This is a genomic window from Desmonostoc vinosum, from assembly GCF_059505385.1.
Genome location: NZ_JCACKM010000322.1, coordinates 43,105 through 68,753 on the forward strand (window position 1 = coordinate 43,105; position 25,649 = coordinate 68,753).

26 protein-coding genes and 1 pseudogene are annotated in these 25,649 nt (G+C 41.5%); 4 read left to right on the plus strand and 23 right to left on the minus strand.

The features are described from left to right. Positions 1-7: 7 nt before the first annotated feature. From AC5JMF_RS32075 to AC5JMF_RS32105, 7 genes are all read right to left on the minus strand, one after another. Positions 8-1,207, minus strand: a complete 1,200-nt coding sequence (locus tag AC5JMF_RS32075) for a hypothetical protein (protein ID WP_495799747.1) — start codon at positions 1,205-1,207, stop codon at positions 8-10. A 538-nt stretch (positions 1,208-1,745) separates the two neighbouring features. Next, positions 1,746-2,117 carry a hypothetical protein gene (locus AC5JMF_RS32080; protein WP_495799748.1) on the minus strand — a complete coding sequence of 124 codons (372 nt, stop codon included), beginning with the start codon at positions 2,115-2,117 and terminating at the stop codon, positions 1,746-1,748. Next, positions 2,110-3,114, minus strand: coding sequence for an LLM class flavin-dependent oxidoreductase (locus tag AC5JMF_RS32085; protein ID WP_495799749.1), 1,005 nt, complete (start codon positions 3,112-3,114; stop codon positions 2,110-2,112). Before AC5JMF_RS32085 ends, AC5JMF_RS32080 begins: the two co-directional genes overlap by 8 nt. Before the next feature lie 116 nt (positions 3,115-3,230). Continuing rightward, a complete protein-coding gene (locus tag AC5JMF_RS32090; RefSeq protein WP_495799750.1) occupies positions 3,231-3,593 on the minus strand; it encodes a hypothetical protein in 363 nt (120 codons plus the stop codon). 176 nt (positions 3,594-3,769) lie between these two features. After that, positions 3,770-4,081, minus strand: coding sequence for a hypothetical protein (locus AC5JMF_RS32095; protein WP_495799751.1), 312 nt, complete (start codon positions 4,079-4,081; stop codon positions 3,770-3,772). Between the two features lie 2 nt (positions 4,082-4,083). Further along, positions 4,084-4,350, minus strand: a complete 267-nt coding sequence (locus AC5JMF_RS32100; protein WP_495799752.1) for a hypothetical protein — start codon at positions 4,348-4,350, stop codon at positions 4,084-4,086. A gap of 39 nt (positions 4,351-4,389) precedes the next feature. After that, positions 4,390-4,821 (minus strand): hypothetical protein, encoded by a 432-nt coding sequence (locus tag AC5JMF_RS32105; RefSeq protein WP_495799753.1) that lies wholly within the window; start codon positions 4,819-4,821, stop codon positions 4,390-4,392. Positions 4,822-6,135: 1,314 nt separating this feature from the next. Between AC5JMF_RS32105 and cysK the strand changes: the two genes are divergently transcribed. Further along, the gene (gene cysK, locus AC5JMF_RS32110) at positions 6,136-7,095 is read left to right on the plus strand and encodes a cysteine synthase A (RefSeq protein WP_495799754.1); all 960 of its coding nucleotides are present in this window, start codon (positions 6,136-6,138) and stop codon (positions 7,093-7,095) included. A gap of 64 nt (positions 7,096-7,159) precedes the next feature. Here cysK and AC5JMF_RS32115 read toward each other — a convergent pair whose 3' ends face one another. The 9 genes from AC5JMF_RS32115 to fdxB all read right to left on the minus strand — a co-directional run bounded on the left by AC5JMF_RS32115 (position 7,160) and on the right by fdxB (position 13,785). Then, on the minus strand, positions 7,160-7,624 hold the full coding sequence (locus AC5JMF_RS32115; RefSeq protein ID WP_495799755.1) for an ArsC/Spx/MgsR family protein: 465 nt from the start codon (positions 7,622-7,624) through the stop codon (positions 7,160-7,162). Positions 7,625-7,742: 118 nt separating this feature from the next. Then, positions 7,743-7,943: a hypothetical protein gene (locus AC5JMF_RS32120; RefSeq protein WP_495799756.1), complete on the minus strand. Its 201-nt coding sequence runs from the start codon at positions 7,941-7,943 to the stop codon at positions 7,743-7,745. A 107-nt stretch (positions 7,944-8,050) separates the two neighbouring features. Continuing rightward, positions 8,051-8,662, minus strand: coding sequence for a cysteine dioxygenase family protein (locus AC5JMF_RS32125; RefSeq protein WP_495799757.1), 612 nt, complete (start codon positions 8,660-8,662; stop codon positions 8,051-8,053). 5 nt (positions 8,663-8,667) lie between these two features. Continuing rightward, complete coding sequence (locus tag AC5JMF_RS32130; RefSeq protein WP_495799758.1) at positions 8,668-8,841, minus strand: hypothetical protein; 174 nt, start codon at positions 8,839-8,841, stop codon at positions 8,668-8,670. Positions 8,842-8,871: 30 nt separating this feature from the next. Beyond that, positions 8,872-9,354, minus strand: a complete 483-nt coding sequence (locus tag AC5JMF_RS32135) for a hypothetical protein (protein ID WP_495799759.1) — start codon at positions 9,352-9,354, stop codon at positions 8,872-8,874. A gap of 264 nt (positions 9,355-9,618) precedes the next feature. Further along, positions 9,619-10,209: a cytochrome c oxidase subunit 3 gene (locus AC5JMF_RS32140; RefSeq protein WP_495799760.1), complete on the minus strand. Its 591-nt coding sequence runs from the start codon at positions 10,207-10,209 to the stop codon at positions 9,619-9,621. A gap of 123 nt (positions 10,210-10,332) precedes the next feature. After that, positions 10,333-12,021 (minus strand): cytochrome c oxidase subunit I, encoded by a 1,689-nt coding sequence (gene ctaD / locus AC5JMF_RS32145; RefSeq protein ID WP_495799761.1) that lies wholly within the window; start codon positions 12,019-12,021, stop codon positions 10,333-10,335. Positions 12,022-12,056: 35 nt separating this feature from the next. Next, a complete protein-coding gene (locus tag AC5JMF_RS32150; RefSeq protein ID WP_495799762.1) occupies positions 12,057-13,031 on the minus strand; it encodes a cytochrome c oxidase subunit II in 975 nt (324 codons plus the stop codon). Positions 13,032-13,491: 460 nt separating this feature from the next. Next, positions 13,492-13,785, minus strand: coding sequence for a ferredoxin III, nif-specific (gene fdxB, locus AC5JMF_RS32155; protein WP_495799763.1), 294 nt, complete (start codon positions 13,783-13,785; stop codon positions 13,492-13,494). Positions 13,786-14,837: 1,052 nt separating this feature from the next. Between fdxB and AC5JMF_RS32160 the strand changes: the two genes are divergently transcribed. Beyond that, the gene (locus AC5JMF_RS32160) at positions 14,838-16,427 is read left to right on the plus strand and encodes a helix-turn-helix domain-containing protein (RefSeq protein WP_495799781.1); all 1,590 of its coding nucleotides are present in this window, start codon (positions 14,838-14,840) and stop codon (positions 16,425-16,427) included. A 131-nt stretch (positions 16,428-16,558) separates the two neighbouring features. Here the strand turns inward: AC5JMF_RS32160 and AC5JMF_RS32165 are convergent, their stop codons facing one another. Next, positions 16,559-17,536, minus strand: a complete 978-nt coding sequence (locus tag AC5JMF_RS32165) for a ferredoxin family protein (RefSeq protein ID WP_495799764.1) — start codon at positions 17,534-17,536, stop codon at positions 16,559-16,561. A gap of 821 nt (positions 17,537-18,357) precedes the next feature. On the opposite strand from AC5JMF_RS32165, the pseudogene AC5JMF_RS32170 reads away from it, so the two are divergent. Together AC5JMF_RS32170 and AC5JMF_RS32175 are read left to right on the plus strand one after the other, a co-directional pair. Next, a pseudogene (locus AC5JMF_RS32170) lies at positions 18,358-18,501 on the plus strand (Mut7-C RNAse domain-containing protein); the annotation flags it as partial. A gap of 43 nt (positions 18,502-18,544) precedes the next feature. Then, complete coding sequence (locus AC5JMF_RS32175) at positions 18,545-19,495, plus strand: ROK family protein (RefSeq protein ID WP_495799765.1); 951 nt, start codon at positions 18,545-18,547, stop codon at positions 19,493-19,495. Between the two features lie 83 nt (positions 19,496-19,578). Here the strand turns inward: AC5JMF_RS32175 and AC5JMF_RS32180 are convergent, their stop codons facing one another. From AC5JMF_RS32180 to AC5JMF_RS32205, 6 genes are all read right to left on the minus strand, one after another. Then, positions 19,579-20,163 (minus strand): Uma2 family endonuclease, encoded by a 585-nt coding sequence (locus AC5JMF_RS32180; protein ID WP_495799766.1) that lies wholly within the window; start codon positions 20,161-20,163, stop codon positions 19,579-19,581. A gap of 30 nt (positions 20,164-20,193) precedes the next feature. Continuing rightward, the gene (proB, locus tag AC5JMF_RS32185) at positions 20,194-21,300 is read right to left on the minus strand and encodes a glutamate 5-kinase (protein WP_495799767.1); all 1,107 of its coding nucleotides are present in this window, start codon (positions 21,298-21,300) and stop codon (positions 20,194-20,196) included. Between the two features lie 370 nt (positions 21,301-21,670). Further along, positions 21,671-22,216: a YqeG family HAD IIIA-type phosphatase gene (locus AC5JMF_RS32190; protein ID WP_495799768.1), complete on the minus strand. Its 546-nt coding sequence runs from the start codon at positions 22,214-22,216 to the stop codon at positions 21,671-21,673. 933 nt (positions 22,217-23,149) lie between these two features. Beyond that, positions 23,150-23,722, minus strand: a complete 573-nt coding sequence (locus AC5JMF_RS32195) for a DUF3727 domain-containing protein (protein WP_495799769.1) — start codon at positions 23,720-23,722, stop codon at positions 23,150-23,152. A gap of 130 nt (positions 23,723-23,852) precedes the next feature. Next, positions 23,853-24,338 (minus strand): Holliday junction resolvase RuvX, encoded by a 486-nt coding sequence (gene ruvX / locus AC5JMF_RS32200; RefSeq protein WP_495799770.1) that lies wholly within the window; start codon positions 24,336-24,338, stop codon positions 23,853-23,855. A gap of 1 nt (position 24,339) precedes the next feature. Further along, positions 24,340-25,593 carry a GNAT family N-acetyltransferase gene (locus AC5JMF_RS32205; RefSeq protein ID WP_495799771.1) on the minus strand — a complete coding sequence of 418 codons (1,254 nt, stop codon included), beginning with the start codon at positions 25,591-25,593 and terminating at the stop codon, positions 24,340-24,342. Positions 25,594-25,649: the final 56 nt, after the last annotated feature.

The window sequence follows — 25,649 nt, forward strand, 5'->3', positions numbered from 1 at the left end:
CCATCTATTAATTGAACCAAGCCGCAAATTGAAAAAATTGCCCTCTAAAAGCTTGTAATAAACGCTGCCACGTACCTGTATCTGTTTGTTTGCCGAACTCTAGATAGGGCGCAACAGCAGTTCCCTGCACCCACAACACTAAATCAAACTCACGAGGTTGGGTAAAGACTTTATTTAAATTAATACCTCTAACTTCGGCTTTTCTCCAAAAGGGAATTAATTTTTTACCTGCCAGCGAGGCATCAGCTTCATTTAAAAATTTTAACCAACTATCAATCATCTCTTGGCTAACTGCCGCATTGGGGATTACTCCCTTTTGTCGAGGATTGGGTAACCATTCACGGTCATTATCGGTTTCCGCTAAAATTAAATTCCAGGATTGACGACTTAAGGCTGTGACTGTTTTTAAATGTTGCATTGCAGCTGTTAAACGCTCTGGTTCTGCAACTGGAAAATTGATTAGATGAATCAAGGCAACTATATCGCTAATATCAGTATTACCAAAAACAAATGCTCCGGTACCGTTAGTTAAAAATTGGTAGGGAGTTTGTGGTTTGGCAAAAATCAAATGAGCAGTTGAGTCAAATGCTTTACTTTCATCATATGCCAACACAACCTGAGTCATTGCAGAAAGTAAATTACAATATCCCTTTAGCCAAATTACATCACCTGCATCAAATGTGATCGCAAAATTTTGAGCGGCTTTTTCTGTTGCTTGTATCCCTGTCAATAAGCTAAAAGTTTTCCAAAAAGTTTCATTTTCTTCTAGCTTGCCATCGGCATTGAAATCCATCCGGGTTAAACCAAGCCGCAGTGACAATTTGACTTGATTATCTTTGATAGGTTCAAGAGTATTTTTAACTTGAGTTAAATCATTGAGTAAGTCTTGCAGAATATTTCGTGCATCTTTGTAAGTAACTGGCTGTGGTTTGGGATTTTCTGGCACGGGAAGACGCAAAATTGGGAAGAATTGGGTGATACCATTTTGCTGCAAACCATAACGATATAGTGACTGCATTAACCTTTGAGTTGCACCCATTAGTTGCACAACTCCTAAACCCAATCGCGTGTTATCGTTACTCTCATTTTGCTGAAGCTTTGCAACAAGGGCTTTTTCTCCCTGCTGAAATTGAGCATTAATTAAATACTGCTCAATGTCGGAAGTCGGTGGTGCCGATTTTACTAATGATGTAAATGGAAATATCACAGTAAGGATCACAAGCAAAGAACATACAAAAAAACGCATAACATCCCACTTTAGCTGAGAAATTTAGCTGAATCAAAAAGAAGCCTCTCACCTACCCGGAACGGGAGGCGATGAGATGGATTTTTGGGCGGTGAGGAGTCCCAACCTGAGTGATATTTGATTTCAATCAGATGGGTGATGAGGTGGGTGACGAATCGCCAAACTCAAGAGCGTATTCACGAATAATATCTGTTTTGGTTCTTCCCGTTTGCTGGGCAACGTCCGACGGAATACCGGGAGTCGCTGAGAAGCCCACATTGTATGCTTGCATACAATGTGGGAGTATGTCACATATTGATGATAAGCTGTTCCACATATAACTTGCATAATTAGGGCGGGCAAGATGCCCACTCCACAAGAGTTTTATTTAATTTGATTATGTAATTTAGATGTTTTTTAGCTTAGTAGTTTGAAAATGGGAATGGGGGACGCGGAGAAAATTTCTCCCTCATCCCCGTCATCCCCCTCATCTCCCCCGTCCCCAGTCCCCAGTCCCCAATCAAAGCCAATCTCGATAAGCTGAGATTTCATTGACGCTAATTTCAAATGGCCCGCCTTTGCCAAATGGTGGATGCACCCGGATTTTGGCTTTAGCGCTAAATCGCTCTAACCTATTGCCTAATTGAGGAATATTGCTAACTATATGCCAATAAGATACTATATCTAGGCAATCAATGATCAGCATTAAAGTAGTGGCATTTGTTGTGAGATACCACTGACAATTAGACAGTAGTGCTTGGGTAATGCGATCGCAAGCTTGATAAAAGCATCTGCCTGTGGATTGTTCTAGTTCTAGATGCAGTATTCCATCCTGTTTTGTCACCTCGGCAGGTGGCAAATCATCGGGAGGAAGCAGGTGAAATTTAGACATAATTCCTAACCTCTTGGTTGTAGCGCGTCAAACTCTCAAGGTTTTTTTGCAGATCAAAAGATGAGGGTTTGAGCGCTAATGTACCTAGATTTAATTCATCCTGAAATTTTTTGATTCTGTCTCGACAAGTCTCTACATCACCAATAATTGAGTTTTCCAGCAGATAATCTTCATCGAAACAGATGTTTGTCCTATCAAAAGGTTTCTGATGAGGATTAGAACTGTTCTGGATAATTTGAGTGGCGTTAGCTTTCATTTTCTGGCTAAATTGACGGATGAAAGGTAACGCCTCATTGACTGCTTCATCGTTGGTTTGACTCACAAAAAAGAAGCGTGCCAACATTAAATTTTCTGCACCACTAGAGTTGAAGCTGCGATATTTTGCTACAGTATTTTTCAATCTTTCGAGCGAAAATGGTGGCCCTCCCATCAAGCTGAAAGAATGCTCAGCAGCAAATTCAATCGCATCATCACCACCACTAGCAACATAAACTGGTATTGATTTTTGCAAAGGTTTTGGGTAAATTGTTAGGCGATCGCATTGATAATATTGCCCGTTAAATGATACATCTGTCTCATATAAAAGCTTTTGAATCAATGCCATAGCCTCTAGCATCTTGATGCGAGATTCGCCTATTGGTGTGGCAAAATGCTTGTTGTGCTGAGGAAAAGGCCCACCTTTAGCAACCCCAAATAACAATCGTCCATTACACAGATTATCCAAAGTAGCAATATCTTCTGCTACTCTTACCGGATTATGAAATGCTAGTAATACTGCCGCAGTGCCTAATTGAATAGTTGAGGTAACGCCTGCTAAATGTGCCATCAACACCAACATTGACGAGCTGAGATTCAATTCGTTGAAATGATGCTCACTTACCCAGGCTTCCTCAAAACCCAAATTTTCCGCCTGCTTTACCAACGCGACTTGCTCAAAGATGGCACGACGCGCATCTTGATGATAATTTTCGTAATTGCAGAAAAGTCCTGTTTTCATTACTTGCGTTGGTACTTTCCAGTCTGTTTCATTAATTGTGCCAGGTACGTAGTAAGCACAAAGCGTGCTTAATCTCAGAAACTTATAGAACCTTCATACATTAATGCGAGCAACAACTATGTTGCTACCCACTGCAACTCTAACCATAAACGCGGGTTAGATTGCTTGAGCTTCGACATAGGATCTTTCAATAATCGCTTGGCATTGATGCAGACTACTTGCACGAGTCCCATATTGTCTGCTACTTCTCTGAGTATTTCTTTTTGGGCTTGCACATGGAAAATCGTGTCATTAGAGCAATAAATTCCTATGTATTGCAAGCGTCTGGCAGGCCGTCCCCAGAAACAGGTGATAACTTTCACATAACACCCATCTAGTAATTCCCCAACTCTTGGGTAATAGTGACTGACGACTCTTGTGAATTCTTTAGCAAGGATATCTTCAGCAATCATGTGAACTGATATTTCTGTAGCGTCCATCACGCTATTTAATATAACACATCTTTGTCATTTAAATATCAAAAAACTTGTTATCTATGTCAGATTTATATATAAATATTCAGATACCCGACTTCTTAAAGAAATCGGGTATCTACGGGTATCGAATTGAGCGCAAATTACTTAAGATTACTATATCTTAATTTTGAATTTTGTTATTATCGAGCATTCCGTTCGCAAACTAAAACCTCTGCTACGATGTCTGGTATATTTTTTAAGTCTACATATCCTTCAGAACCGCGAATTGGAGAAATAAATGTATAATTTGGGTCGCATTCTCCAGTGTCGTAGACTTGAATAAACCAGCGATCGGGAAATCCTTCTACACCCAATTCTACAATGTACCAAAACTCCCCAATCAGACGAGAGCTAAAGATTGTGAACCATTCTCTATTGTCTTCTGAAATATTCCAATCTGCCATGAGCAGCTCTAAAGCTATTTGTCCAGCATCAGTTGAAGTCAATAGCATTTTTACTCCTTATGGGAAACTTCAGGATTGGGGGTTTCAGGGTACAATCCCAGTTGTTTAGCTAGCTCACGCGCTATAAAAAATAAAAATTGGGCACCATCTTGATTGCCTTCATGAGCAAACATAGTTGCTACTTGTAACATTGTTTCAACTAAGCCAGAATCAATCAATTCTGGTTTAGCTTCTAAAATTTCTGGTTCTTGACCATTGGGACATCTCAGTAACTCATCAATCAGATTAAAATACAGGTGTTGGCGTTCTTCTGTCATGGTGTTTCTGTTTTTTTAGATGAATATATTTGAAATTTGTTACTGCTCAATACTTTGTCGCCACAGCCTTTCCAACATTTCTACTTGTTCTTTTAAAACAGCAGTTCGATAAACAAGATATCTATCGTAAAAAATAACCCCTACTCCAACACCAATAGGGATTAACAAGAAAAACCATTGGAGGATGGTGACGAGTTTATATTGCTCAGTAACAGTCAATAATTGGTCAATCACATTACGCTCAGAGGGGGGTATGCTAGCCTGATGATATTGAGAGTCAGATACACCCGTTTCTGGGAAAGTCAAAATGCGATCGCTTTCCTTAGTTCTCCTAATTTCATTGGCTAAGTTTTGGGATTTTATTAATTCTGTATGTCGCTCCCAAACTACACCAATTACTACTAGCCCCGGAGAAAGCACTACTAAAGTAACTAAACAAACAGCAAAAACATTGAAAATTCTGGCTTTCATCTTGACTCTCCCTTGCTAGGTAGTATGCACCCAGTAAGAAAATATGTTTTGCTTTTTATCTAAGTAGATGCTTACGACAATTTTTGAAACAAGTTTTGTATCTTATTGATCAGCAGTTATTTTTGATGATTACCACTGATACTAATTATTCAAAAGAAAGCTATCTGTAGCTTTCTTCATTACGTATTACGTTACCGTAGCAAAGCACGAGTTCACAAGCATCGAGCATCATTACGAATTACGCATTACGTTAGCGTAAAGCCTACGGCATAGCTTCGCTTAGAGCGAGGTAGGAGCGTCATTACGAATTAGTATGACCACTGACAACAATTGAAAAAGTAAGGATTAAGAAGTCCCCCCTAGTTCATTCAGCTTTCGCCTTAGAATTTTGGGGGGTAGAGGGGAATCTCTGCGTAAATCCTATAATGTTTATATCAGTTGCCTCTCTACAAAACAGTTTATCTCAATCCGATTAAGATTATTAAATATATTACGGCAGTACTCAAAGCCTATAATGTTCACTAGATAAGTTTTCTAGAAATTATTTGGGGTATAGGTACTAGTATTTTTGAGACGAGGGACTAGTATTTAAGATTTAGGGTTCTGGAATTGATGTACTCAGCCTCAAAGCACTTTGGACTATTAATTTGAGGCAGTTTATTGGCGCTAATTTTTCAGCAAATTTTGTACTCAAAAAAATCTGTTGCTCTCTTCTCGTAAAGATAGACCAAAGAATGTCAAAACACAATTAAATATTATCAAAAATATCTAATTTTCCAGACATGCAAAAGAATCTTAAAACTAAGGTTAAAATTTTTGCACATACCTGAGTTTGTTTTTAGAATTATTATATGCAGGCAAAAGTAAAACACTCGCCAAATATAGCGTTTCTCATCTTAGTCAGGTATATTTCGTTGAGGTTAGAGGCTAGGGGCTAGAAATAGCAAAATTCCATTTTTAATGGACTGAAAAAGAACAACAAATAATTGCGTAATTTTTATTACAATTTTTGTACGTTTTCGTGATTTTTACTGTGAAATGCAAGCACATGACTAGCTGCGTTTTTTCGCCGCTAACAATGAATAAAATTAGCACATTTCTCTCAGTAGCCTTAAAGCTTTGCTATATAAGGCCTATAAAATGTGCAAGTTATGAGGTAAGCTGAACGAAGTTACTTGGGCTGAGCAAAGTTGCAGCCTACGGAACTGCCTACACAAATAACTTCATGAATTAAGTTAGATTCCTTATAGATATAAACTTATTCTTATAAGTAAATACCTTGCACTACAGAGTTGAAATTTTAGGAGTTAATTAATGCAGATTGCTAAAGATGTAACAGAACTTATTGGACGAACTCCTTTAGTTCAACTAAATAAAATTCCCCAAGCTGAGGGAGTAGTGGCGAGGATAGTTGTCAAACTAGAGGGTATGAATCCGGCAGCTTCGGTAAAAGACCGAATAGGGCTAAGCATGGTACTCTCAGCAGAAGCAGAAGGTGTAATCTCACCTGGCAAAACGATTTTAGTAGAGCCTACCTCAGGTAACACAGGCATTGCTCTAGCGATGGTAGCAGCGGCGCGTGGCTACCGTTTAATTTTGACCATGCCAGAAACCATGAGCCAAGAAAGGCGAGCAATGCTCAAAGCATATGGTGCAACTTTAGAATTGACACCTGGCCCTGAGGGGATGCGCGGCGCAATTCGCAAAGCCGAGGAAATTGTTGCTAACACTCCAAATGCTCTGATGCTGCAACAATTCCGCAACCCAGCTAATCCCAAAATTCACCGCGAAACTACCGCCGAAGAAATTTGGACAGATACAGATGGGCAAGTAGATATCGTGATTGCTGGGGTAGGTACTGGTGGGACGATTACAGGGATTGCAGAAGTCCTCAAAAGCCGTAAGCAGAGTCTTCAAGCGATCGCAGTTGAACCCAGCAACAGTCCAGTATTGTCTGGAGGTGAAGCCGGGCCACATAAAATTCAAGGTATTGGGGCTGGATTCATCCCAGACGTACTGAAACTGGAATTAGTTGATGAAGTGATTAGAGTCAGCGATGAACAAGCAATGGTCTACGGACGGCGTCTAGCTAAAGAAGAAGGACTATTATCTGGTATCTCCTCTGGTGCTGCCTTGTGTGCCGCCATTCAAGTAGGCAAACGACCAGAAAACGCCGATCGCCTCATCGTGATGATTCAACCTTCCTTTGGCGAACGTTACCTCAGCACTCCCATGTTTCAAGATTTGACACTGGAAACTGTAAGTGTGCGTTAGGGAATGGGGAATTGGGAATGGGGAATTGTATTAATTATTCTCCCTCATCCCCATCATTTCTCTACTAATGCTTACACTTCCCTTGCCCATCGTGGTGATGATTATGACCATGAGCGCAGCTTTGTAAATCTTGATTTATCAGGTTTTCGCTCATTGCTTGGAAGGATTCGTCTACAGGTTTTAAGCCTATCCAAGCGTCGATTTTTTCGACATCGAAACCTACCTCGCGGCGATCGCCTACTTGCAGCAAAGGACGGCGGATTAACAATGGTTCTTTGAGCATCAGAATTAACGCAGTTTCGGCATCGATATTTTCAGGTACTATCTCACCAGATTTTACCCTTGGGGCTGAACGATTAAACCATTCGGACACGGAGCGATCGCCAAAAAATGAGCGTAAACGTTCCGCTGTCCAAGGTTCTGTTAATAGGCTGTAGGCTACCACTTCATGACCAGCAGCTGTAAGCAAAACTTTTTGTCTAGTACCATTTTTACAGCCGGGTTTTTCATAAAAAATTACTCTAGCCATTCAACTACCTCCTTAGTAATTCGTAATTCGTAATTCGTAATTCGTAATTAAGAGGATGATTTAAAAGTTTTGGGCGAATAGAATTCGCTACTACACAAGCGAAGTCCACCTCCGTGGACTAACCAAAAATTATATCTTTCAAACCCACAGAGGTGGGTTTTGTTTGTGTAGCCAAGCCAGTGCGTTGGGGAAACACTGCGTTGCGCGGGTTAAGAGCGTTGAAGCAAGTGTTGTCGGCTTTGCCGACTTGTAGACGCCCGGAGGGTGGCTTCCCACAGGGTAGCAACTGGCGCGCGATTTCTAATGGCTTTACAAACATCCTGGTAATTCGTAATTACGACTAATGTAGAGATGCTTCAAAAGCGCATCTTTACAGAGATTTGGGTTTTGGAGTTTACGCAGTTGAAAAATTTTGTAAGCATAGGGTTAAAACTTTTTAGCACTATGCTTAATTGTGTCAAATTCAAACCTTTCTTTGGGATCGGTTTCGCCATAAACATTAAAGGTAACAGTTGGTTCATCACCCACAGCTTGGACGCTGTGAATTGCACCAGGAGCAAAACTGACAATATCTCCAGCAGATAAAATTATATCTCCCGTCGGTTCAATTTTATCTTGAAATTCTGTGCTATTAGTCCGCTGCCAAAAGGTGTTTTTTTCCTGACCTTTTAACACTGCAACTACTCCCCAAGTTCCATGATTATGAATCGTAGAAATAGTACCTGGAGCAAAAGTTACTGTTTGTACTGTTAATGGAAAACCTAACTCATCATATAGAAGTACAACAGAGGTTCCCGTTGTGGGAGAAGGCTGTAAATATTGACTCCGCACCCAGTAGGAATTGACAATCAAGCGTCTTACCAACATCCTAATTTCTGGTAGACAACTAGATTCTTCTTCCACACTGTTGAGAACATCTTCTACTTCAGTGAGAAACCGATAAAGACGATAATTATCACGCAATAAATCCCATTCTCTAACAGATTTACAAACTTGATATTTGCCGTCCTCAGCTACCAGCCAATCTCTACCTTTCATAGCCTTTAAATTGACAATTGCGACGATTGTGGTAATAGAAATACTGGTGCAGGATAGAGAGAACCAATATTATCATTATTGGGAATTATTACAGGATTTAGAGGAACAGTAGCAGGAAGGGGATTACTAGGAAGGCTAGATGCAGCTGAGAGAGGATGATAGAAAGAGAAACTATTCATGAGTGTTGATTGTTGACTGTTAATTGTTAACTAATCATCTTCTGGTGGACGTGTCAAAACATCTAACAGAACTCCGGCTCCAAAATTATTCTTTTGATCAATATCTTTGATTCTGGAGCTTATTTCTTTAGCTTGTTCGATTTTTCCTAACTTGGCTAATACCAATCCAGAAGCAGCATAAGCATTTAAGTACAACCTAATTTGAGATTCTTCTCGCCGTTTAATTAATATTGGCTTGAGTTGTTCCCAATCATCAGGAAAATGTTCTGCTTCTTTAATTTTATCTATTATTTTAGCTGCTGTTTGTAGCGCTAGTGGATAATTATTTTTATAATAAAAAAATCTATAAGCTGATACCAAAATCTCTAGATTTTCCCCAGCTTTAGCTAAAGCTTGTTGAATGTATTTTTCAGATTCAGTAGTATTTTCCCAACTTTGTGCTGCCAAAATTAGTAATTTTTTAATTTCTTCAGGAACCTGAAACCATGAGAATCGGTTTGTGTCAACTTGCATGATGGATGGGAGTGGGGAGTAGGGAGTAGGGAGTAGGGGAGATGAGGGGGATGTGGTTCGACTTCTCCTGTCGGAGACGCTACGCGTAGCAAGATCCCGTTCGCGTTAGCGTCTCCAAAGGAGAAGGGTACGCGGTAGTTGAGCGTAGCCGAAACTCACCAACCGGGGGATGGGGGAGATGAGGGGGCAGGGGAAGAAATAACAAACACTCACTCAGTACTCCAATTCCCCACTCCCCACTCCCTACTCCCCACTCCCCAGTTTCTAAAACAAGGTCAAAATGTACACCAAGGTAAATAGAACTATCCAGATGATGTCTACGAAGTGCCAGTAAATTTCTGCCATTTCGATGCCTGTGTGCTTGGTCGCAGAGTAGTGACCGGGACGACGCGATCGCCACAACACACCTAAAATTAATAACAGTCCCACGAAGACGTGCAAACCGTGGAACCCAGTCATGATATAGAAGCAGTTAGCAAAGATGTTGGTAGTTAAGCCATATCCCAACGTCATATACTCGTAGGCTTGCCCCAACAAAAAGACTGCGCCCATGATGGCAGTAACGATATACCACAGCCGCATTCCTTTGACATCATTCTTTTTAATCGCTGCATCACCGAAATGAATCACGAAACTACTTGATACAAGAATGATGGTGTTGATTGTTGGCAACAACAGTTCTACTTCCGTACCTTCTGGTGGCCAAACTTCTGTAGTGCCTCGAAAAAACAAATAGGTGGCAAAAAATCCCCCAAACATCAACGATTCAGAGATAAGGAATGTCAACAGCCCCCAGACGCGTAAATCTGGGTGATGTTCTTCGTGATGTTCTGTACTAGTCGTAGCTATGGTCATATTATTTACCCTCAAGGGTCAAGCGTAGGGCAGTCCTATTTATTTTCTTGTGGGATGAGTGTCTCACCTGTCCTAGTTTGAGGTGGTCAAGATGCCCACCCCACAAAATCAAAGTCTTTCTAACTAAGCACTAACTTCCGGTGCGGCAGCTGATGGAATTTCTGCACCGTTACTATGACCGTAGTCGTAAGGGCCGTGAGTGACGACGGGTAAGACTTCCCAGTTTTCAATGAGGGGTGGTGAACTGGTTGTCCATTCTAAGGTCAAAGCTCTCCAAGGATTATCACCTGCTGGCTTGCCTTTACTCCAAGACCAAATCAGGTTAATCATAAAGGGAATTACCGATAGTCCCAAGATGAATGAACCAACGGTACAAAGCTGATTGAGGTCAATAAATTGAGGATCGTACATTGCCACACGTCGCGGCATTCCTTGTAAACCCAATTCGTGCATGGGTAGGAAGGTCAAATTCGTGCCGATGAAGGTGAGGACAAAGTGAATACGACCCCAAGTTTCATTCAACATCCGACCTGTCATTTTGGGGAACCAGTGATAAATACCGGCGTAAATGCCAAACACGGAACCACCAAACAGAACGTAGTGGAAGTGTGCCACTACATAATATGTGTCGTGAACATGCACATCAAAGGGTGCTGTCCCCATTGTGACGCCACTTAAGCCGCCCATCACAAACATCGACAGCAAACCAATAGCGAAAAGCATGGCACTGGTGAAGCGAATTTTTCCACCCCAGAGGGTAGCAACCCAGCCAAAAATCTTCACGCCAGTGGGAACGGCAACGATCAGGGTCGAGATGGTAAAGAACATCCGCATCCAGCCGGGTGTACCACTGGTAAACATGTGGTGTACCCAGACGAATAAACCGACCACGCAGATTGCCAAACTCGAATAAGCGATCGCTTTATACCCAAAGATTGGCTTACGGGCATGGACGGGAATCACCTCGGACATAATGCCGAAGATGGGCAGAATCATCAAATATACTGCCGGGTGGGAGTAGAACCAGAATAAGTGTTGGTAAATAACGACGTTACCGCCTGCATCTGGTTTAAAGAAGGATGTACCAAAGTTGAGGTCAAACAACAGCAGTATTAAACCAGCCGCTAATACCGGGGTGGAAAGCAGTGCGAGAACTGAAGTTGCCAAAATTGCCCAGCAAAATAAGGGCAGTTGATCCCACTTCATACTCGGAACCTTCATCATCAGGATCGTGATTACGAAGTTCAGCGAACCCAAAATTGAGGAAGTTCCCACCAAAACGATCGCTAATATCCACATTGTTTGAGCGATGGGTGCTGTCACCAGGCTCAAAGGTGGGTAAGCTGTCCAACCTGATTGGGAACCACCGAAGATAAAACTAGCTAATAGTAACGCACCTGCTGGTGGGTTGAGCCAAAAAGCGATCGCATTCAGCTTCGGGAAGGCCATATCCCTAGCCCCCACCATCAACGGTACTAAAAAGTTACCAAACCCCCCAATCGCACTAGGAACAATCCATAAGAAAATCATGATTGTCCCGTGATTGGTCATGAAGGCGTTATACAGATTCGGATCAAGGAAATCTGCATCTGGTGTTGCTAGTTCGGCACGGATGGCCATAGCCATCAGTCCACCGATGAGATAGAACACAAACGCCGTCACGAGGTATTGAATACCAATAACCTTGTGATCAATATTAAATGTAAAGTAGTCGTACCATTTCCACGCCTTCGGGTGCGAGGTGTGGGCAACCGCCGCTTGAGGTTTATGTTCCTCTGGTGGTGTATTTCGTGGAAATTCTACCTGTGTCATATGTTTGTTCTTTGTTAGTTGCCAATGACCAATGACTAATGACCAATGACTAATGACTCAATAGTTTCTGCACTCACGCCCATGTTATGGACATGGGGGGCTAAAAACTCTGATGTGGATAAGTTAGCTGGTTTCACTGCAACAGTTTGATGTAGGTCTTTTTGAGCAATCTGGTTTTCGCTTAGCCAACTGTCAAACTCTTCTGGTGTGTGGACTACTACTTGTGTCCTCATAGAACCGTGATAACCACCGCATAGTTCGGCACAAACTACGGGATATGTACCTGGTTTGGTGGCAACAAAGCGTAGTTCCGTAGGGATACCTGGTAAGGCATCTTGCTTCAGGCGAAATTGTGGTACCCAGAATGAATGAATCACATCTTGTGCAGAAAGGTTGAGTTGCACATCAGCACCAACGGGTATGTGCAGTTCTCCAGAGGAAACGCCACTGTCTGGATAGTCAAATAACCAAGCAAACTGTATGCCTTTAACATTGACAACTAAGTCAGCTGGTTTATTGAGCGTTTGCGGAGATGCACCAATACCAATTACTGGGGCTGTGGTAGGTGTAGAGCCATCATCTAGGGTAGCAGCGATCGCACTGCCCGACATATGAGCCACATGAGCGGCAGAATGGGGATGCCCTGCCGGTTCAAAGCCTCCCATTTGATTAAACACATCTACGCTGTAGATGCCCAAACCAAGAACAATCAGTGTGGGGATGGCTGTCCAAAAGATTTCTAAAGGAACGTTACCTTCTACTGGTACACCATCGGTATCGTCACCCGGACGATGACGATACTTAATCAAAAAGATCACAATGGTTCCTTCTACCACGAGAAATAGAGCGATCGCAATGGTAAACATCACGTTGAAAAAGCCGTCTACCAAAGGCGCTTGCAGCGATGCTTCTACTGGCAGGAGAGTGTGATTGTAACCAATCCATATACTGATTGCTGTGACTGCTATCCCAGCGACCAGAGTCCATAGTGAAACAGGAATTTGTTGCATATATGCTACCTGCTTTGTAAGTTGGGTACTGGGTACTGGGGATTGGGAAAACTCTTCCCTGATCTTCCTAGTCCCTAGTTTTTAATCCCCAGTCCCTTTTTCTTTCTATCTTGCACTGAATAAAAAATGGGGGAAAATTCCAGATCTTTTCACATCTATCCCCCAAAAAATATCAAATATATTTTAGTTTCGATGACAAACAAGCCTTCTGCTTGCAGAAAAGCTAATTGTTCGCAAAGGACACTGTTAATCCTAATATTGTTTAGGCTATATCAATAGCAAGTATGAATTTGTTAATAATTAACAATTTGCGATTTACAGATTTGTTTACGGTGAACTTTTCGCTAAGTTCTATTACGTATTCATTCTCCCCCTCTAGCTACCTTGCTTAGCACATTTGTGCCTTTTATCAACAGTGCCTCCTTGAACGAACAATAATTTTTACCCTCTCTAAACAATCTTAATTGTTTAATGCAACATGGGTATAGCAATTCTTGGGACAAATCCGTGAACAAGCTTCGCAACCAATACAGTTGTCTGGATAAGCAACTGTCATTACTTTGCGTTCGATTTCTTCATCATCCTCATCTTCCACAAATTCCCCTTCTTCGTTGAGTGCTTTTAAATCCAGCACATTATACCCACATACTTTTACGCATCTGCCACAGCCAATACATTTATCTTTGTCAATTACCTGAGCAAATTTAGGTGTCCAAGTTTTACCACCAAATGTCAATCCTGTTAGTTGTGCCATGAATAAACCCTCGGCAAGTTTGCCTAGCAATCTGTTTGTACTTTGATCATCATAGTAACTTAATATTTTCTATTTTTGATGTTAAAAACTTGCTTTTTCTCTCATCAAATTTTGATAATTCACTACACAATTTGGCAGATGTTTTAGTTTTCAACTATGTAGATGAAAGTAATTAGCAATTCTAAGAATGGGACTGGGGAACCCCTAATCCCCGCTCCCTCCGGGAGTGGAAATTGGTGTTTGTTATTTCTCCCCCTCATCTCCCTCATCCCCCTCACTCCCCAACTAATGAGATTATTTTTCAAATATTTCGACCTTGATACAAAAAGCTGAATACTAAACAGTATTTATGTATACAAAACCATATGTTTATTAGTTACATCCACATCTATGCAATATGTATTTTGTAAGTCAATAATTATCAATTTATCTTGTATTTAAATATTTGAGAGATGATGGTAAAGTAAATACTGTCTTTACTGTCTCTGAACTGATTTCACTAATAAAACTGAGCTAACTTATAAAAAAATGTAACTTTCATGGCAGAATATTACTTGAGCTTAAATATTAAAATTATTAATAAATCAAATAAAGACTATGTGTAATAGGTTTATATGTTTCCCGAAAATACTTTGGGTAAGTTTTCGCGGTCAAATTTAAATGGCTAAAAGGTAACTATCTAGACAAATATTAAGAAATATTTCCAAGCTCATTATGAACAAACTAATTAAACTATTTATGAAATGTATAGTTAATAAAGAAGTAATATTAGGCTCAGTTTGAAAGCCTGAAATAGCTTTCAATTTGGATGCGAAGTCAGAATATAGGTGTGGGTGGTGAGTCAGGTAAGAAAAATCTCTTCTTACCTAAAAGATGATTTGGTTGTGAGTGAAGCTAATGTGCGTTGGAGTTGCATATGTAAATTGTCATTAGTTAACAAATAACTAATGACTCATGCAATATTCGATGCACAAAAGCTAATGAATAAAGAGGACACATCCAGGGGAGACTTGAGCCAGACATCTCAACGATTAAAGTGGGAAAAGAGCCATATGCCTTATACAATTCCTAACAACAGTTGCGTTGGATGTGACAATTGCCGTCCCCAATGTCCCACGGGTGCCATCAAAATTGAGGACAACGAATATTGGATTGATCCTTGTCTTTGTAACAATTGTGAGGGTTATCATCCAGAACCGCAATGTGTAATCGCTTGTCCAACTAAGTCACCCATACCTTGGCAGGCAAAAAAGGGAAGATGCAAAGTTGAACCGAGGGATGTTACCAGCCCAGATTTATTTTCCAATGGCAAGAATAATCCGTTTGCTTCGGCGATCGCTATCTGGGAAGCTTGTAATGTACTGGCACAACGCACATCGCTACATTGGGAAACCGACGAAGACGGATACTTGTGTTATTCCCGACAAGTTAACCAAGGCCGAGGCGCGATCGCTTTTCACATTCAAGATCCATTGCAAGTGAACAATCGGGCCACAGATTTAGCAGCAATTGAGGAACTTGATATTAGAGCTACTTGCATCCATTTGATTTTTGCTGCTTATGCTACAGCCTTAGATCAGCCTTGGGAACAAGAATTTGCGATCGATGAGCGACAAATTGAAAAGTATCTAGGACTAGAGAAACGCAAAGACCTGAGCAAAACAGCTAAGCTGGCTTTAATGAAAAACATCGTACAGCAAGCTTGTTCGCTGATTATTTCCATTGATTGGCCTCAACAGGGCCGTGTCAATGGCTTCTCGGTTACAACAAGCCGTTTGTGGCACTTGGTAGACATTCAGCATCACTTTCAAGAAGATGCTCTCGGATGTAAATATCTTGTAGGACTAACTTTTAAAGTCAAAGCAGGCATATGGGCACAGTATTTTCTCAATAAACAAGCATGTAAAGAACGGACAGCATTCTACCAATACGGCACTCTCCCAAGAACGCTGTTGACTACAGTCATGAGTATTTGGCAGCAACATGAAGGTACGGTGAGATTGATGTTATGGTTGCTGTTTAAAACCAAAATGGGTAAGGAACAACGCATCACTGTACCTACCTTGCTACGCGTTGCTTACGGTGAGGAAAAAGTCACCTTGGCTTGCAGACAAAGAGATGAACGTAAGCGGTTATTGCGAACTTTTGAAAGCGATTTGGAAGTTCTCAACCACTATGGAATGAAACCTATTTTTGACCCATTGACTTACCCATTGGAAATTCAACCTTTGTGGGCGAAACTAGTTGATTTACCCGAAGATCCAGACGAAGCACTAGAATTTTGGACTAATGATGGTTGTGGGGAAATCCGTCTGACGGATACAGGCCCCCGTGGTAAGTGGAATTTGCTGATGAATGCGCGGATTTTGGCGTTTGAACTGCCGCCAGAATGGGAACAGCAAACTTCAGATTCGCAGAAAAAGCAACGGCGAACTACTAAAGCTAGAAAAAAAATCAAAATCACAAGTGACTTATTGGGTGAACAGATTCTAGAAGCACGAAAAAACTTGAATCTCTCCCAAAGAGAGTTGGCAAAACTCACAGGTAAAAGTCAAAGCTGGATTCGAGATGTCGAAAATGGACGTTTAAAAGCCAAGCTAGAAGACCAAGTGCTGCTTAGGAAAGTGCTAAATATGGCTTAATTTTCTGGAGAGTTTTACTTATGGCGATCGCATTTCTAGTAATTGTGTCAGAAAGGCGATCGCTAAGCTATATAATGTTTTTCTATTTGTTCTAGCAATAGGGAGTGGGTTTCTGGAATAGACATATAGCTTCATGCACTATATGTGATTACTTTACTTGAGGTCAACCAAAGACTAGCTACAGTATATTTAATAATTACTGATTTTTGTGTAGTATTACAAGAACTCCTGATTTCTTGAGTGTTTTTTTCATCTTTAATAAGTTTAGCTTGATACGTATAAATAGAACCACAAGGTTTTTCCAATGTTAGCTCGGCTCGCATTGCATTATTGTCTAAACTTTGCTCTAATATTTTCCCTACAACTTTGCAATTGAACCAATCCCATCCATGACGCAGGATTAATTCTCTCTCTAAAATTTGCATTGCTGGAGGCAAAACTCCCCAGCCTCGATAGACTTTATTTAATATTTGAATATCACCAGTACGCGTCAAGATTGATTTGAAATCATCTTGGTCTAATCGACCATAGTATCTGCCTTCTGGTAGGTCTATGATTGTTGGTGCAAATCGATGTCCGCCAAAGTGGGTTGATTTCCACACCCGCACATCATCCAAGTACAAATCTGCAATGGTAGATGTAGCATGGAAGTAAAAGGGGTTGCCATATCTAGCACAGCATTTGTCATGGCTACCGTGGGTACATACTAAAATATCTCTGGTGGCACTAGTTTCTACTTCATAGTTAGGAGTTAAACCCCATAACCACTTTTGCACAACCGCAGCTACTTGCTCAATATTTTCTAATTTAAACTCTTGTTTAAGGTAGCCATTATTCAAACCCTCTTGCTTTTGATAAATCAAAAGAGTCGTGTAATTAACTTTGTGCGATGAATCGTTAGCAATTAAGAGGAATCTAATTGGTAATTTTGCACGCTGTACTTCCTCCACCAAAATTTTCAAGTTTTTTGGTACCCATTTAGAATTAAATGCTTCTGCTGTCCAAGGCGGAGGACACTCAACTAAAATATAAGTTTGATAATTGGTGGCGCTACCAATCAAATCTTCTCCTGTTTTCCGTGAATCATCAGCACAAAAGAAACTATTCATCTAACTTTACTCATCAACTAACTTTATGGACAAAGGGTATGAAACATGAATGATTGTATTTTCAGCTACAATATCTTTGACTCAAAGAGCTAAAGAAGAACGATTTGCATTTCCTAGTGAAAATCAAGTAGCCACTTTATAACATCGTTTATTATTAATGTCTTTCCGGATAATAAATTTTCCACAATTAGGATAAACAACTTTAAAATATTTTGTTTCGTATCAATTTATATCTAGTGTTTGTTCGTAATTCATTGCTTACAAAAACTCAAATCTCTTGATAACTAGACATATTGCACTATTGGCGATCGCCTGAAGCAGAACATCAATGTAGTCCATATCACAATCAAAAACACTACTCGAAGTAAAATCTTGTTTAAATCTTTGCTCATGTTGATAATTTTTCTCAATAAATTTAGAAAAAATAATATTGAATTGGGGATCTGTGGTTTAAAATTTACTCGATGCGATCGCAATTTATCATTAAGATGACACGTCACCTAAGATTAGCACTTACAAGCCTGATTTTACTCTTTTAGGTGACTTTATCTACCGAAAACCACATCAGGATTTAGCTTTCGATATATGTCCTGACTGTAACTGAAGTCAATAACAAATGCAAGTTTTTGATAATCCTTATGACTTTTAGTACAGTTTCTGAGATACTGCAAGCCCAGTGTTTAGCGGTAGTAAAAGCTAACCAAAAACCAGTATTGATATTTCCAATATAATAAATAATTTTTCTCAGTTGTCACAAATTGTTACTGGGTGTTGAGGGATGAGGGAGTAAAAAAGCTGGGGGAGCAGGGAAGGCAGGGGAAGATGAACTTCCAGAAACTGTGCGATCGCAAGTTGATGAATTTCATCGTTGCCAAGATTGTACTCAGATTTACTGGAAAGGTTCACATTATGAACGTCTACAACAATTTGTTAATAAAGTTATTGACTTAGGGAAAGGTCAGTGAATTCTTGATAAAGTTTCTTACCCTACTCCCCACTCCCTTTTTCATGGAATTAATTTTAGCTCTCGATTTTGGTGGAACTAAATTAGCGGCAGCGTTAGTAAATGTTGGTTCTAGAGAGTGGTTACGTTATGAACGTCGTCTGTCACCAGCGAATGCCAACGCTGGTACTGATTTGGATATAATGCGATCGCTCATCCACTCTCTACTGCAAGGTACAAAACCCAGTGCTATTGGTATCAGTTTTGGTGGGCCAGTGGATGCTTCTACGGGGACGGTGCGACTGTCTCATCATGTAGCAGGGTGGGAAAATTTTGCCCTCAAAGACCTCTTGCAGCAGGAGTTTGGTGTTCCTGTTTGTGTAGATAATGATGCCAATGTGGCTGCATTGGGCGAACATCGCTTTGGTGCTGGTCAGGGATACGATAGTCTGTTCTATATCACTGTCAGCACTGGTGTGGGTGGTGGCTGGATACTCAACGGTAAACCTTGGCGGGGTGCAGGCGGCATGGCTGGTGAAATTGGACACATGGTTGTAGATCCTTCAGGGCCTGTATGCTTGTGTGGGAAGCGGGGATGTGTGGAACGTTTGGTGTCGGGGCCGTACATGGCGCAGAATTTGAGGGAAATTTTGGAAAACGAACCACCAACAAGCCAAGGAAGAGAGATTTTGAGGGGTTTGGTAGGGGATAACTTAGAGTTGTTGACGGGGCAGTTAGTTAGCGAGGCTGCATCAGCTGGGGATGATTTAGCTAGGGAAGTTTTGCATCGGGGTGCTTGGGGGTTAGGAGTAGCGATTGGGAATGTAGCGAACTTGATTAACCCACAGCGTTTTGTGATGGGGGGAAGCGTAATGAAATCGGGAGAAGATTTCTGGGATTTAATACAACAAATAGCGCGAGAAACAGCCTTACCAGAAATTGATTTTGAAATCGTCCCTGCAATGTTAAAAGATGATGCCCCACTGTGGGGTGCCATAGCGCTGACAGAACTATAAACTTAGCATTCTCTGCGCCTCTGCGCCTCTGCGTGAAAAAATCACATCTCAATCAGCAACGCCAAAATATTTCTTCCCCACTCCTAGCCGAGGTGCTGGCGAAACTCTCTGACAGCCTCCAACGGAGACGACAACAAAAGACAACCATTAAGCAAAGATAAATCTAATTCTGTTAATAACTCGCTAGCCACAACTTTCTCATATTCTTGTTCTCGTAAGCAGTAAATCTTAAATGTGCCATCTTCCCAAAACCAAACTTCCTGAACTCCCATTAACTTATACTTCTGAAGCTTAATCGGACTACCGCTAGTAATCACTACTTCAATGCACAAGTCTGGTACAGATTTATCTTTTCCAAAACAATAAGATAGGTCTGCTTGATACTCTACTATCTTAGGAATAGCTTGGGTAAAACTCCCACTAGGGAAAAATTCAATCCCCTTGACTTCAAAATAAGTAATCAGCAGTCCAGCCATTAAACACTTAATCGCCTCATGAGGCTTACCAATACTCACAATTTCTAATATTCCTTCACAATAAAACAACCTCACCCCAGGCACATTTGCAAAACTGGCTTGAATGGCTTTGAACTGTTCCCAACTTAAACCACGTCTCAAGAAGCGCTGTTCTTCTGGTAAATCAATAGTATTTTCTAAAGCTTGAGTCATAAGAATCACCAAGTTAATCTTGTTTTTATCCTAAGTCAGAACTAAATTATCCCTGTGAATTACAGTTTCCGCACCGATATAACCTAAAATTGCCGGAATCTCGCGTGAGTGTTTTCCACGAATTTTTTTTAGTTCATCGCTGTTGTAATTGACTAATCCTCTTGCAATTTCTTCGCCGTTAATATCACACAGTTGCACGGCTTCTTGGACATCAAACTCGCCTTCTACGGTTTTAATTCCAGCAGCTAATAACGATTTGCCTGCTTGCGAAATTGCCGCGATCGCACCCGCATCTAGATATAATTTACCTGCTGGGACATGTCCGTAAGCTATCCAACGTTTGCGGGCAGAAGTTGGTTCTGGTTGTGGTTCAAAGTGAGTACCTATTGGTTCTCCTTGGAGAATTTTCTCTATATTTCGCGGAAATTTGCCTTCGGTAATGACGGTACGCACACCAGCCGCAACGGCAATTCTCGCCGCTGAGATTTTTGTCACCATCCCCCCAGTACCCCATTGAGAACCTTGGGAACCTGTTTGTACTTGCACTGCCAATTCTTTAATGCTACTCACTAAAGCGATCGGTCGCGCATCGGGCACAGAACGCGGATCGGCTGAGTATAATCTATCTACGTCGGTGAGTAAAAATAGCCAATCTGCTTCTACCAAGCTGGCAACTAATGCCGATAGGGTATCGTTATCACCAAATTTCAATTCATCTACGGCTACTGTATCATTTTCATTCACTACAGGAATCACCCCAAGCCTCAGTAATTCCCGAAAGGTGTTGTAAACATTGAGATAACGGCTGCGTTGTACTAAATCGCTACGTGTTAATAATACTTGAGCGATCGGTTGCTGCAAGGTAGTAAATAAATCATCGTATACACGCATTAATCTACCTTGTCCCACTGCTGCTACTGCCTGTTTTAAAGCGATCGCTTTGGGACGTTCAGTTAAACCCAATCGCGCACAACCAACCCCCACAGCACCAGAAGAAACCAAAATTACTTTATGTCCTTGGTGTCTCAAGTAACAAAGTGTTTCCGCTAAGGTGGCAATGGTGGAAAGCGCAAGCTGTCCCGTTTCAGGTTGAGTCAGGCTAGAGGTACCGATTTTGACGACGATTGTTTTGGGCATTGGGCAACGAAGAGGAAAAGGAGCAGGGGGCAGAGGAGAAAAACCCATACATAGAGGTATTATTTCTTGCGCTTGCGCGTCTGGAAATAAATATTTGTGCCTTGAGCATAAATAAATTTATTGGCTTCTAATTTTTTCCCCCTGCTCCCTGCCCCTCTGCCTCCTGTAAGTAGTCAATTGTAAAGCGCCAGTCCCTCTATAAGTGAAGGCTGACGCTCTACGGTTTTATATGTATCTGTTATCGGCTAGGGTCTTTATTTAGCTGACCCGGTCTTATTAATAATTATGATCCCCGATTTTTTGTTGCAACAAAGGTTTTTTAATTATTTCTTTAGCTTTCGTTTCCTGACGATTTAACAAGTTTTGTAAACTACTTATCAAGATTTGTAAACCTCCGTGATTTGGGACTGATAGAGGCCCCCAGGATTTCTGACACCCAGACCTCAAAGTTACGGATGGGATGAGAGCGCAGCATTGCATCTGGGTGGATAATGGGTTCAACTAAGATGGTAAACATCCCCAGGCGATTACCAGCTAAGACATCGGTGAAAAGGCGATCGCCTACCATGCCTACTTGATGCACTGGTAGATTCATTGTGCGAAGTGCTGCCCGGATTTTGCGCCGGGAAGGTTTGGCTGCGCCCAAATAATAAGGTAGGTTAAGCGATCTGGCAATACCACCAATCCGTGCTTCACTGAGGTTATTACTCACCAAGCACAGTACCACATACGGACGAATTTGCTCTACCCACTGTCGTAGTTCTGGAGATGCCATTCCTACTCTTAAGGGTACTAAGGTTTCATCTACATCCAATACCAGCCCTTTTAGCCCATATTGTCGGATGATATCTGGTGTCAAGTTCAACACCGAACCTTCTAATATCAAGTCAGGTTGTAAGAGATTTTTCCAGGCCATAATTAACATTTAAAAGTAAAGAGCCAGATAAAAGAGCATAACTCAATACAGTTTAGTTAGTCGAACCCAATCCTGGAATATCCCCCCAGTTTCCTTGAACACTTTAAGATAGAATGCCTAAAATCTTATCTATCTCTATTAATGTAATAATTGTTTAGATCATACTTGTGAGTTTTTCACTTGGCTGTAAGGCATCAAGTAAAAATAAGTAGTGCGAGCATCTTGCTCGCGCGGGCAAGATGCCCGCACTACAAATATTAAATTGTTCAACTTATTTTTACACGAATCTTAAGGGTTTGACACTGGCGCATAAACCAGTTTCTTCATCAATGCGAATGCTGAATGACTTTTTAAATTGACTGTAAAATCTCCATAAGCCATTTTCAGCACCTCAATTGAGTTATGCCCTTTGCTAACGCCCGCAAGTGCTATGAAATAAACCTTTTCTCACAAAATAGGTGAAAAACACACAATATTGTGAGTGGACTAGTTATTACTGTTCCCTGTTAACTAGTTCCGTGGGTTTAAGTCCCCCGGTTCTATAATCGGCAAGTTTTGTGTTGGGGTCTGTCTTACAAAGTTGAGACTGCCGTCAGATTGGAGGAAACCCAAAGAGTGACTTTGCACTAAATCCCCATTACAAAACTTAATTACGCGCTTCGTAGCGGTAGCGAGTCCGCGATAGCGTTAGCGTAAAGCCTGCGGCATAGCTTCGCTTAGAGCGACACAGGAGCGTCGCGTCATTACGAATTACGCGCTTCGCAGCGGTAGCGAGTCCGCGATAGCGTTAGCGTTAGCGAAGCGGTAGCGAGTCCTCGAGCGTCAGCGGTAGCGAGGTACGAGCGTCAGCGTAAAGCCTACGGCATAGCTTCGCTTAGAGCGACACAGGAGCGTCGCGTCATTACGAATTACGAATTATTTAAGAGTTCCCTTTCATTCAACTTCATTAAAAAGATGTTCCTCTAACAGAGGTTGCACTTTGCGAAACTCTTCTGGAGACAGTAATTCTGGTTCACCTGTTTTTGAGATCCGAGCGAAAAACAGCAGGGGATCGAGGGGAGTGTAAACAGCATACTCTTGTTCTTTATCGTAAAAGCTAGCAAGTAGCTGTAATTGTTCCGGTTCTAAATCTGCTTCATCGTCTTCGATTTCTAGAGTAAAGAGTTCGGACTCTTCAACTGGTGGTAAATCGCCTGCAACCGTTAGTGCATAAGCTGTATTTTTTAGTAACAGGTTGCGCTCAGATAATACAGCTTGAGCTGTGCCAAAAATTTGCTCGATAGTATCATCATCTTCTACTAACAAAGCTTCTTCATCTTCATCCTCACCTTGCCAAGCAAAAATTTCCACAGGTGAGTCTACAGGTAGAAGCAAAACATATTCTTGCCCATCTACCTCAAGGGAATGCTCAATATAACATTCGAGCGATCGCCCTTTGTCATCACTTAAAGTGATAGAACCCTCATGAGCGTGATCATTTTCTTCAGGAAATTGGGAGGAGAACATAGCCGGATGCCGAACTTTTATAAATACCAGTAATTGCGATTATCGCTTAACTATCTTATTCACAAATATTGTCAATCAAATAGCTTTATACGTAAATACAACTGCTGGGTAATGTTTTCAGAATATCATGTTAAAAGGTATCAATCTCAGCCCCTATTACTGAGAGATGGGATTGAGTTCGCTTAGTATCTAACCATTGTTGCAAAATTAAACACGCTGCCTTGCGGTCAATCAAACCTTTATGGCGTGATGGGGAGCGATTTTCAGCTATCAGCAGTTGTTCTGCTTGAAATGAAGTTAATCGCTCATCTACGTATTCCACAGGTAGTTGTAGTGCTTTAGCAAGTCGTGTAGTAAATTTTTGGGTTTGATGAGCTTGAAATCCCAAAGAGCCATCCATCGAATATGGTAAACCCACAACTAAGATATGCACTTGGCGTTCATTAACTATTTGTCTAATTTGTTCTACATCTTGGACAAAGGATGTGCGTTCGATTGTAGTAATTCCAGTAGCTATTAAACCAGTGCGATCGCATCCTGCCACGCCAATTCGCTTGCGACCGACATCTAATCCCAAGGCTGAAATAAATCGCTTTGATTGCTCTTGGGCACTCACGCTAATTCTCCTGCTGTGCATCTGGGGAATCAGGCTGGCAAGATGCTTCTATGCTACCGTTTTTGTTGACAAAGTTGACAGATTCTGGTTTGCTGGGCACTGGTCTATCTGAGGGTAACTTACTTGGTTGTACCCATGACATCCCGCCTGGTATTGGTTTGCGTGCTGGTTGTAAGCCTTGCAACACATCAGTCCACTGAATACCTTCCAAGGAGACAAGCTTAGACTCACGGAGTTTGTGCCACACTGAGCGTGACATGATTAACGTATGTTCGATACGTTGTGCCCCAATTTGCTCTAAATACTCTTCTCTTTCTGCTTGATAATCTGAGGAAGCTAGTTGCATTCCTTGCTGAGGAAAATCTTGGGCAATGCGAGCTAGTTGAGATAGCAACTCAGGATACAACCAAGTGTAAGCGGGGTGAACTGTGAGCGTTGCCACATGGGGTGCTTTCCCCTTGCGATCGAGTTGCACTTGAAAATAACCGATCGCAGCTTTGCGTTGGGGTTCAAACACGTAGCCGCTGACTACTTCTGTTTTTGTCATCCATTGCTTGACAGCATCCGTTAAAACACCGAACAAACTGGTTTTAAAATCGCGCGTATTCCGGTCAAATACCTGACGTACTAAAGGTGGCATTGATGCTGTATCTAGTTGATATAGCAGTTGGGCATCAGCATTACTCACCGGCAGCAGATTGGGCAAGTCTGGCTCTGCCTGTGCTAGTTCAGCTAGCAATTTTGGTTCAATTTCCCAGTAAGTCATCTCCGCTAGGCGCTGAAATCCATTTTGCCGATATAGCGCTAGCGCCTCTAGGTCATTGACATTAACTTCCAAAAGCCAAGTCCGAGCTTCTAAAATCGATTCAAAGCAATGGCGCAAAAGTTGAGAGCCAATTCCTTGCTTATCGACAGCCCGGTCTAGCATCACTCGATCAATTCGCCAAGTGCTGTGCGTCCGGTTAAACGGTGACACCTGAATCATCCCTAATAGCATCCGCGCTTGCTCTGCTACATACGCACAGAAGCGGTATTGCAGAGGATTAGGAAACCAACTCAAAAATTTGAGTAGTCCATACCAGCGGTGTAACCATTGCATCTGGCGTGTGGCATAACTAGCTCCTTTGGGAGTCAGAGATGCGAATGACTCTTGAGTTAGGCGCTCAATTCCGTCTAAGTCCCGATATTGGACTGGTCGGATGACAACGCTGAGATTTCGAGGAAGTGATGAAGTCATTTTGATTCGAGCTGCCATTTAGCCCTAACTAACTGCTCTTGAGAGGAAACGCTGCCATCATATTAACGGCTTTG

What these genes read in the sequence shown, in the direction of transcription:
- AC5JMF_RS32140 (WP_495799760.1), bottom strand. Translation starts at nt 10,209, where the DNA reads ATGACCATAGCTACGACTAGTACAGAACATCACGAAGAACATCACCCA.
- fdxB (WP_495799763.1), bottom strand. Translation starts at nt 13,785, where the DNA reads ATGGCACAACTAACAGGATTGACATTTGGTGGTAAAACTTGGACACCT.
- AC5JMF_RS32180 (WP_495799766.1), bottom strand. Translation starts at nt 20,163, where the DNA reads ATGACTCAAGCTTTAGAAAATACTATTGATTTACCAGAAGAACAGCGC.
- AC5JMF_RS32175 (WP_495799765.1), top strand. Translation starts at nt 18,545, where the DNA reads ATGGAATTAATTTTAGCTCTCGATTTTGGTGGAACTAAATTAGCGGCA.
- AC5JMF_RS32125 (WP_495799757.1), bottom strand. Translation starts at nt 8,662, where the DNA reads ATGAAAGGTAGAGATTGGCTGGTAGCTGAGGACGGCAAATATCAAGTT.
- ctaD (WP_495799761.1), bottom strand. Translation starts at nt 12,021, where the DNA reads ATGACACAGGTAGAATTTCCACGAAATACACCACCAGAGGAACATAAA.
- AC5JMF_RS32080 (WP_495799748.1), bottom strand. Translation starts at nt 2,117, where the DNA reads ATGTCTAAATTTCACCTGCTTCCTCCCGATGATTTGCCACCTGCCGAG.
- AC5JMF_RS32165 (WP_495799764.1), bottom strand. Translation starts at nt 17,536, where the DNA reads ATGAATAGTTTCTTTTGTGCTGATGATTCACGGAAAACAGGAGAAGAT.
- AC5JMF_RS32095 (WP_495799751.1), bottom strand. Translation starts at nt 4,081, where the DNA reads ATGCTATTGACTTCAACTGATGCTGGACAAATAGCTTTAGAGCTGCTC.
- AC5JMF_RS32205 (WP_495799771.1), bottom strand. Translation starts at nt 25,593, where the DNA reads ATGGCAGCTCGAATCAAAATGACTTCATCACTTCCTCGAAATCTCAGC.
- AC5JMF_RS32135 (WP_495799759.1), bottom strand. Translation starts at nt 9,354, where the DNA reads ATGCAAGTTGACACAAACCGATTCTCATGGTTTCAGGTTCCTGAAGAA.
- AC5JMF_RS32130 (WP_495799758.1), bottom strand. Translation starts at nt 8,841, where the DNA reads ATGAATAGTTTCTCTTTCTATCATCCTCTCTCAGCTGCATCTAGCCTT.
- AC5JMF_RS32150 (WP_495799762.1), bottom strand. Translation starts at nt 13,031, where the DNA reads ATGCAACAAATTCCTGTTTCACTATGGACTCTGGTCGCTGGGATAGCA.
- AC5JMF_RS32090 (WP_495799750.1), bottom strand. Translation starts at nt 3,593, where the DNA reads ATGGACGCTACAGAAATATCAGTTCACATGATTGCTGAAGATATCCTT.
- AC5JMF_RS32085 (WP_495799749.1), bottom strand. Translation starts at nt 3,114, where the DNA reads ATGAAAACAGGACTTTTCTGCAATTACGAAAATTATCATCAAGATGCG.
- AC5JMF_RS32105 (WP_495799753.1), bottom strand. Translation starts at nt 4,821, where the DNA reads ATGAAAGCCAGAATTTTCAATGTTTTTGCTGTTTGTTTAGTTACTTTA.
- AC5JMF_RS32100 (WP_495799752.1), bottom strand. Translation starts at nt 4,350, where the DNA reads ATGACAGAAGAACGCCAACACCTGTATTTTAATCTGATTGATGAGTTA.
- AC5JMF_RS32195 (WP_495799769.1), bottom strand. Translation starts at nt 23,722, where the DNA reads ATGTTCTCCTCCCAATTTCCTGAAGAAAATGATCACGCTCATGAGGGT.
- AC5JMF_RS32115 (WP_495799755.1), bottom strand. Translation starts at nt 7,624, where the DNA reads ATGGCTAGAGTAATTTTTTATGAAAAACCCGGCTGTAAAAATGGTACT.
- proB (WP_495799767.1), bottom strand. Translation starts at nt 21,300, where the DNA reads ATGCCCAAAACAATCGTCGTCAAAATCGGTACCTCTAGCCTGACTCAA.
- AC5JMF_RS32120 (WP_495799756.1), bottom strand. Translation starts at nt 7,943, where the DNA reads ATGTTTGTAAAGCCATTAGAAATCGCGCGCCAGTTGCTACCCTGTGGG.
- AC5JMF_RS32190 (WP_495799768.1), bottom strand. Translation starts at nt 22,216, where the DNA reads ATGGCCTGGAAAAATCTCTTACAACCTGACTTGATATTAGAAGGTTCG.
- cysK (WP_495799754.1), top strand. Translation starts at nt 6,136, where the DNA reads ATGCAGATTGCTAAAGATGTAACAGAACTTATTGGACGAACTCCTTTA.
- AC5JMF_RS32160 (WP_495799781.1), top strand. Translation starts at nt 14,838, where the DNA reads ATGCCTTATACAATTCCTAACAACAGTTGCGTTGGATGTGACAATTGC.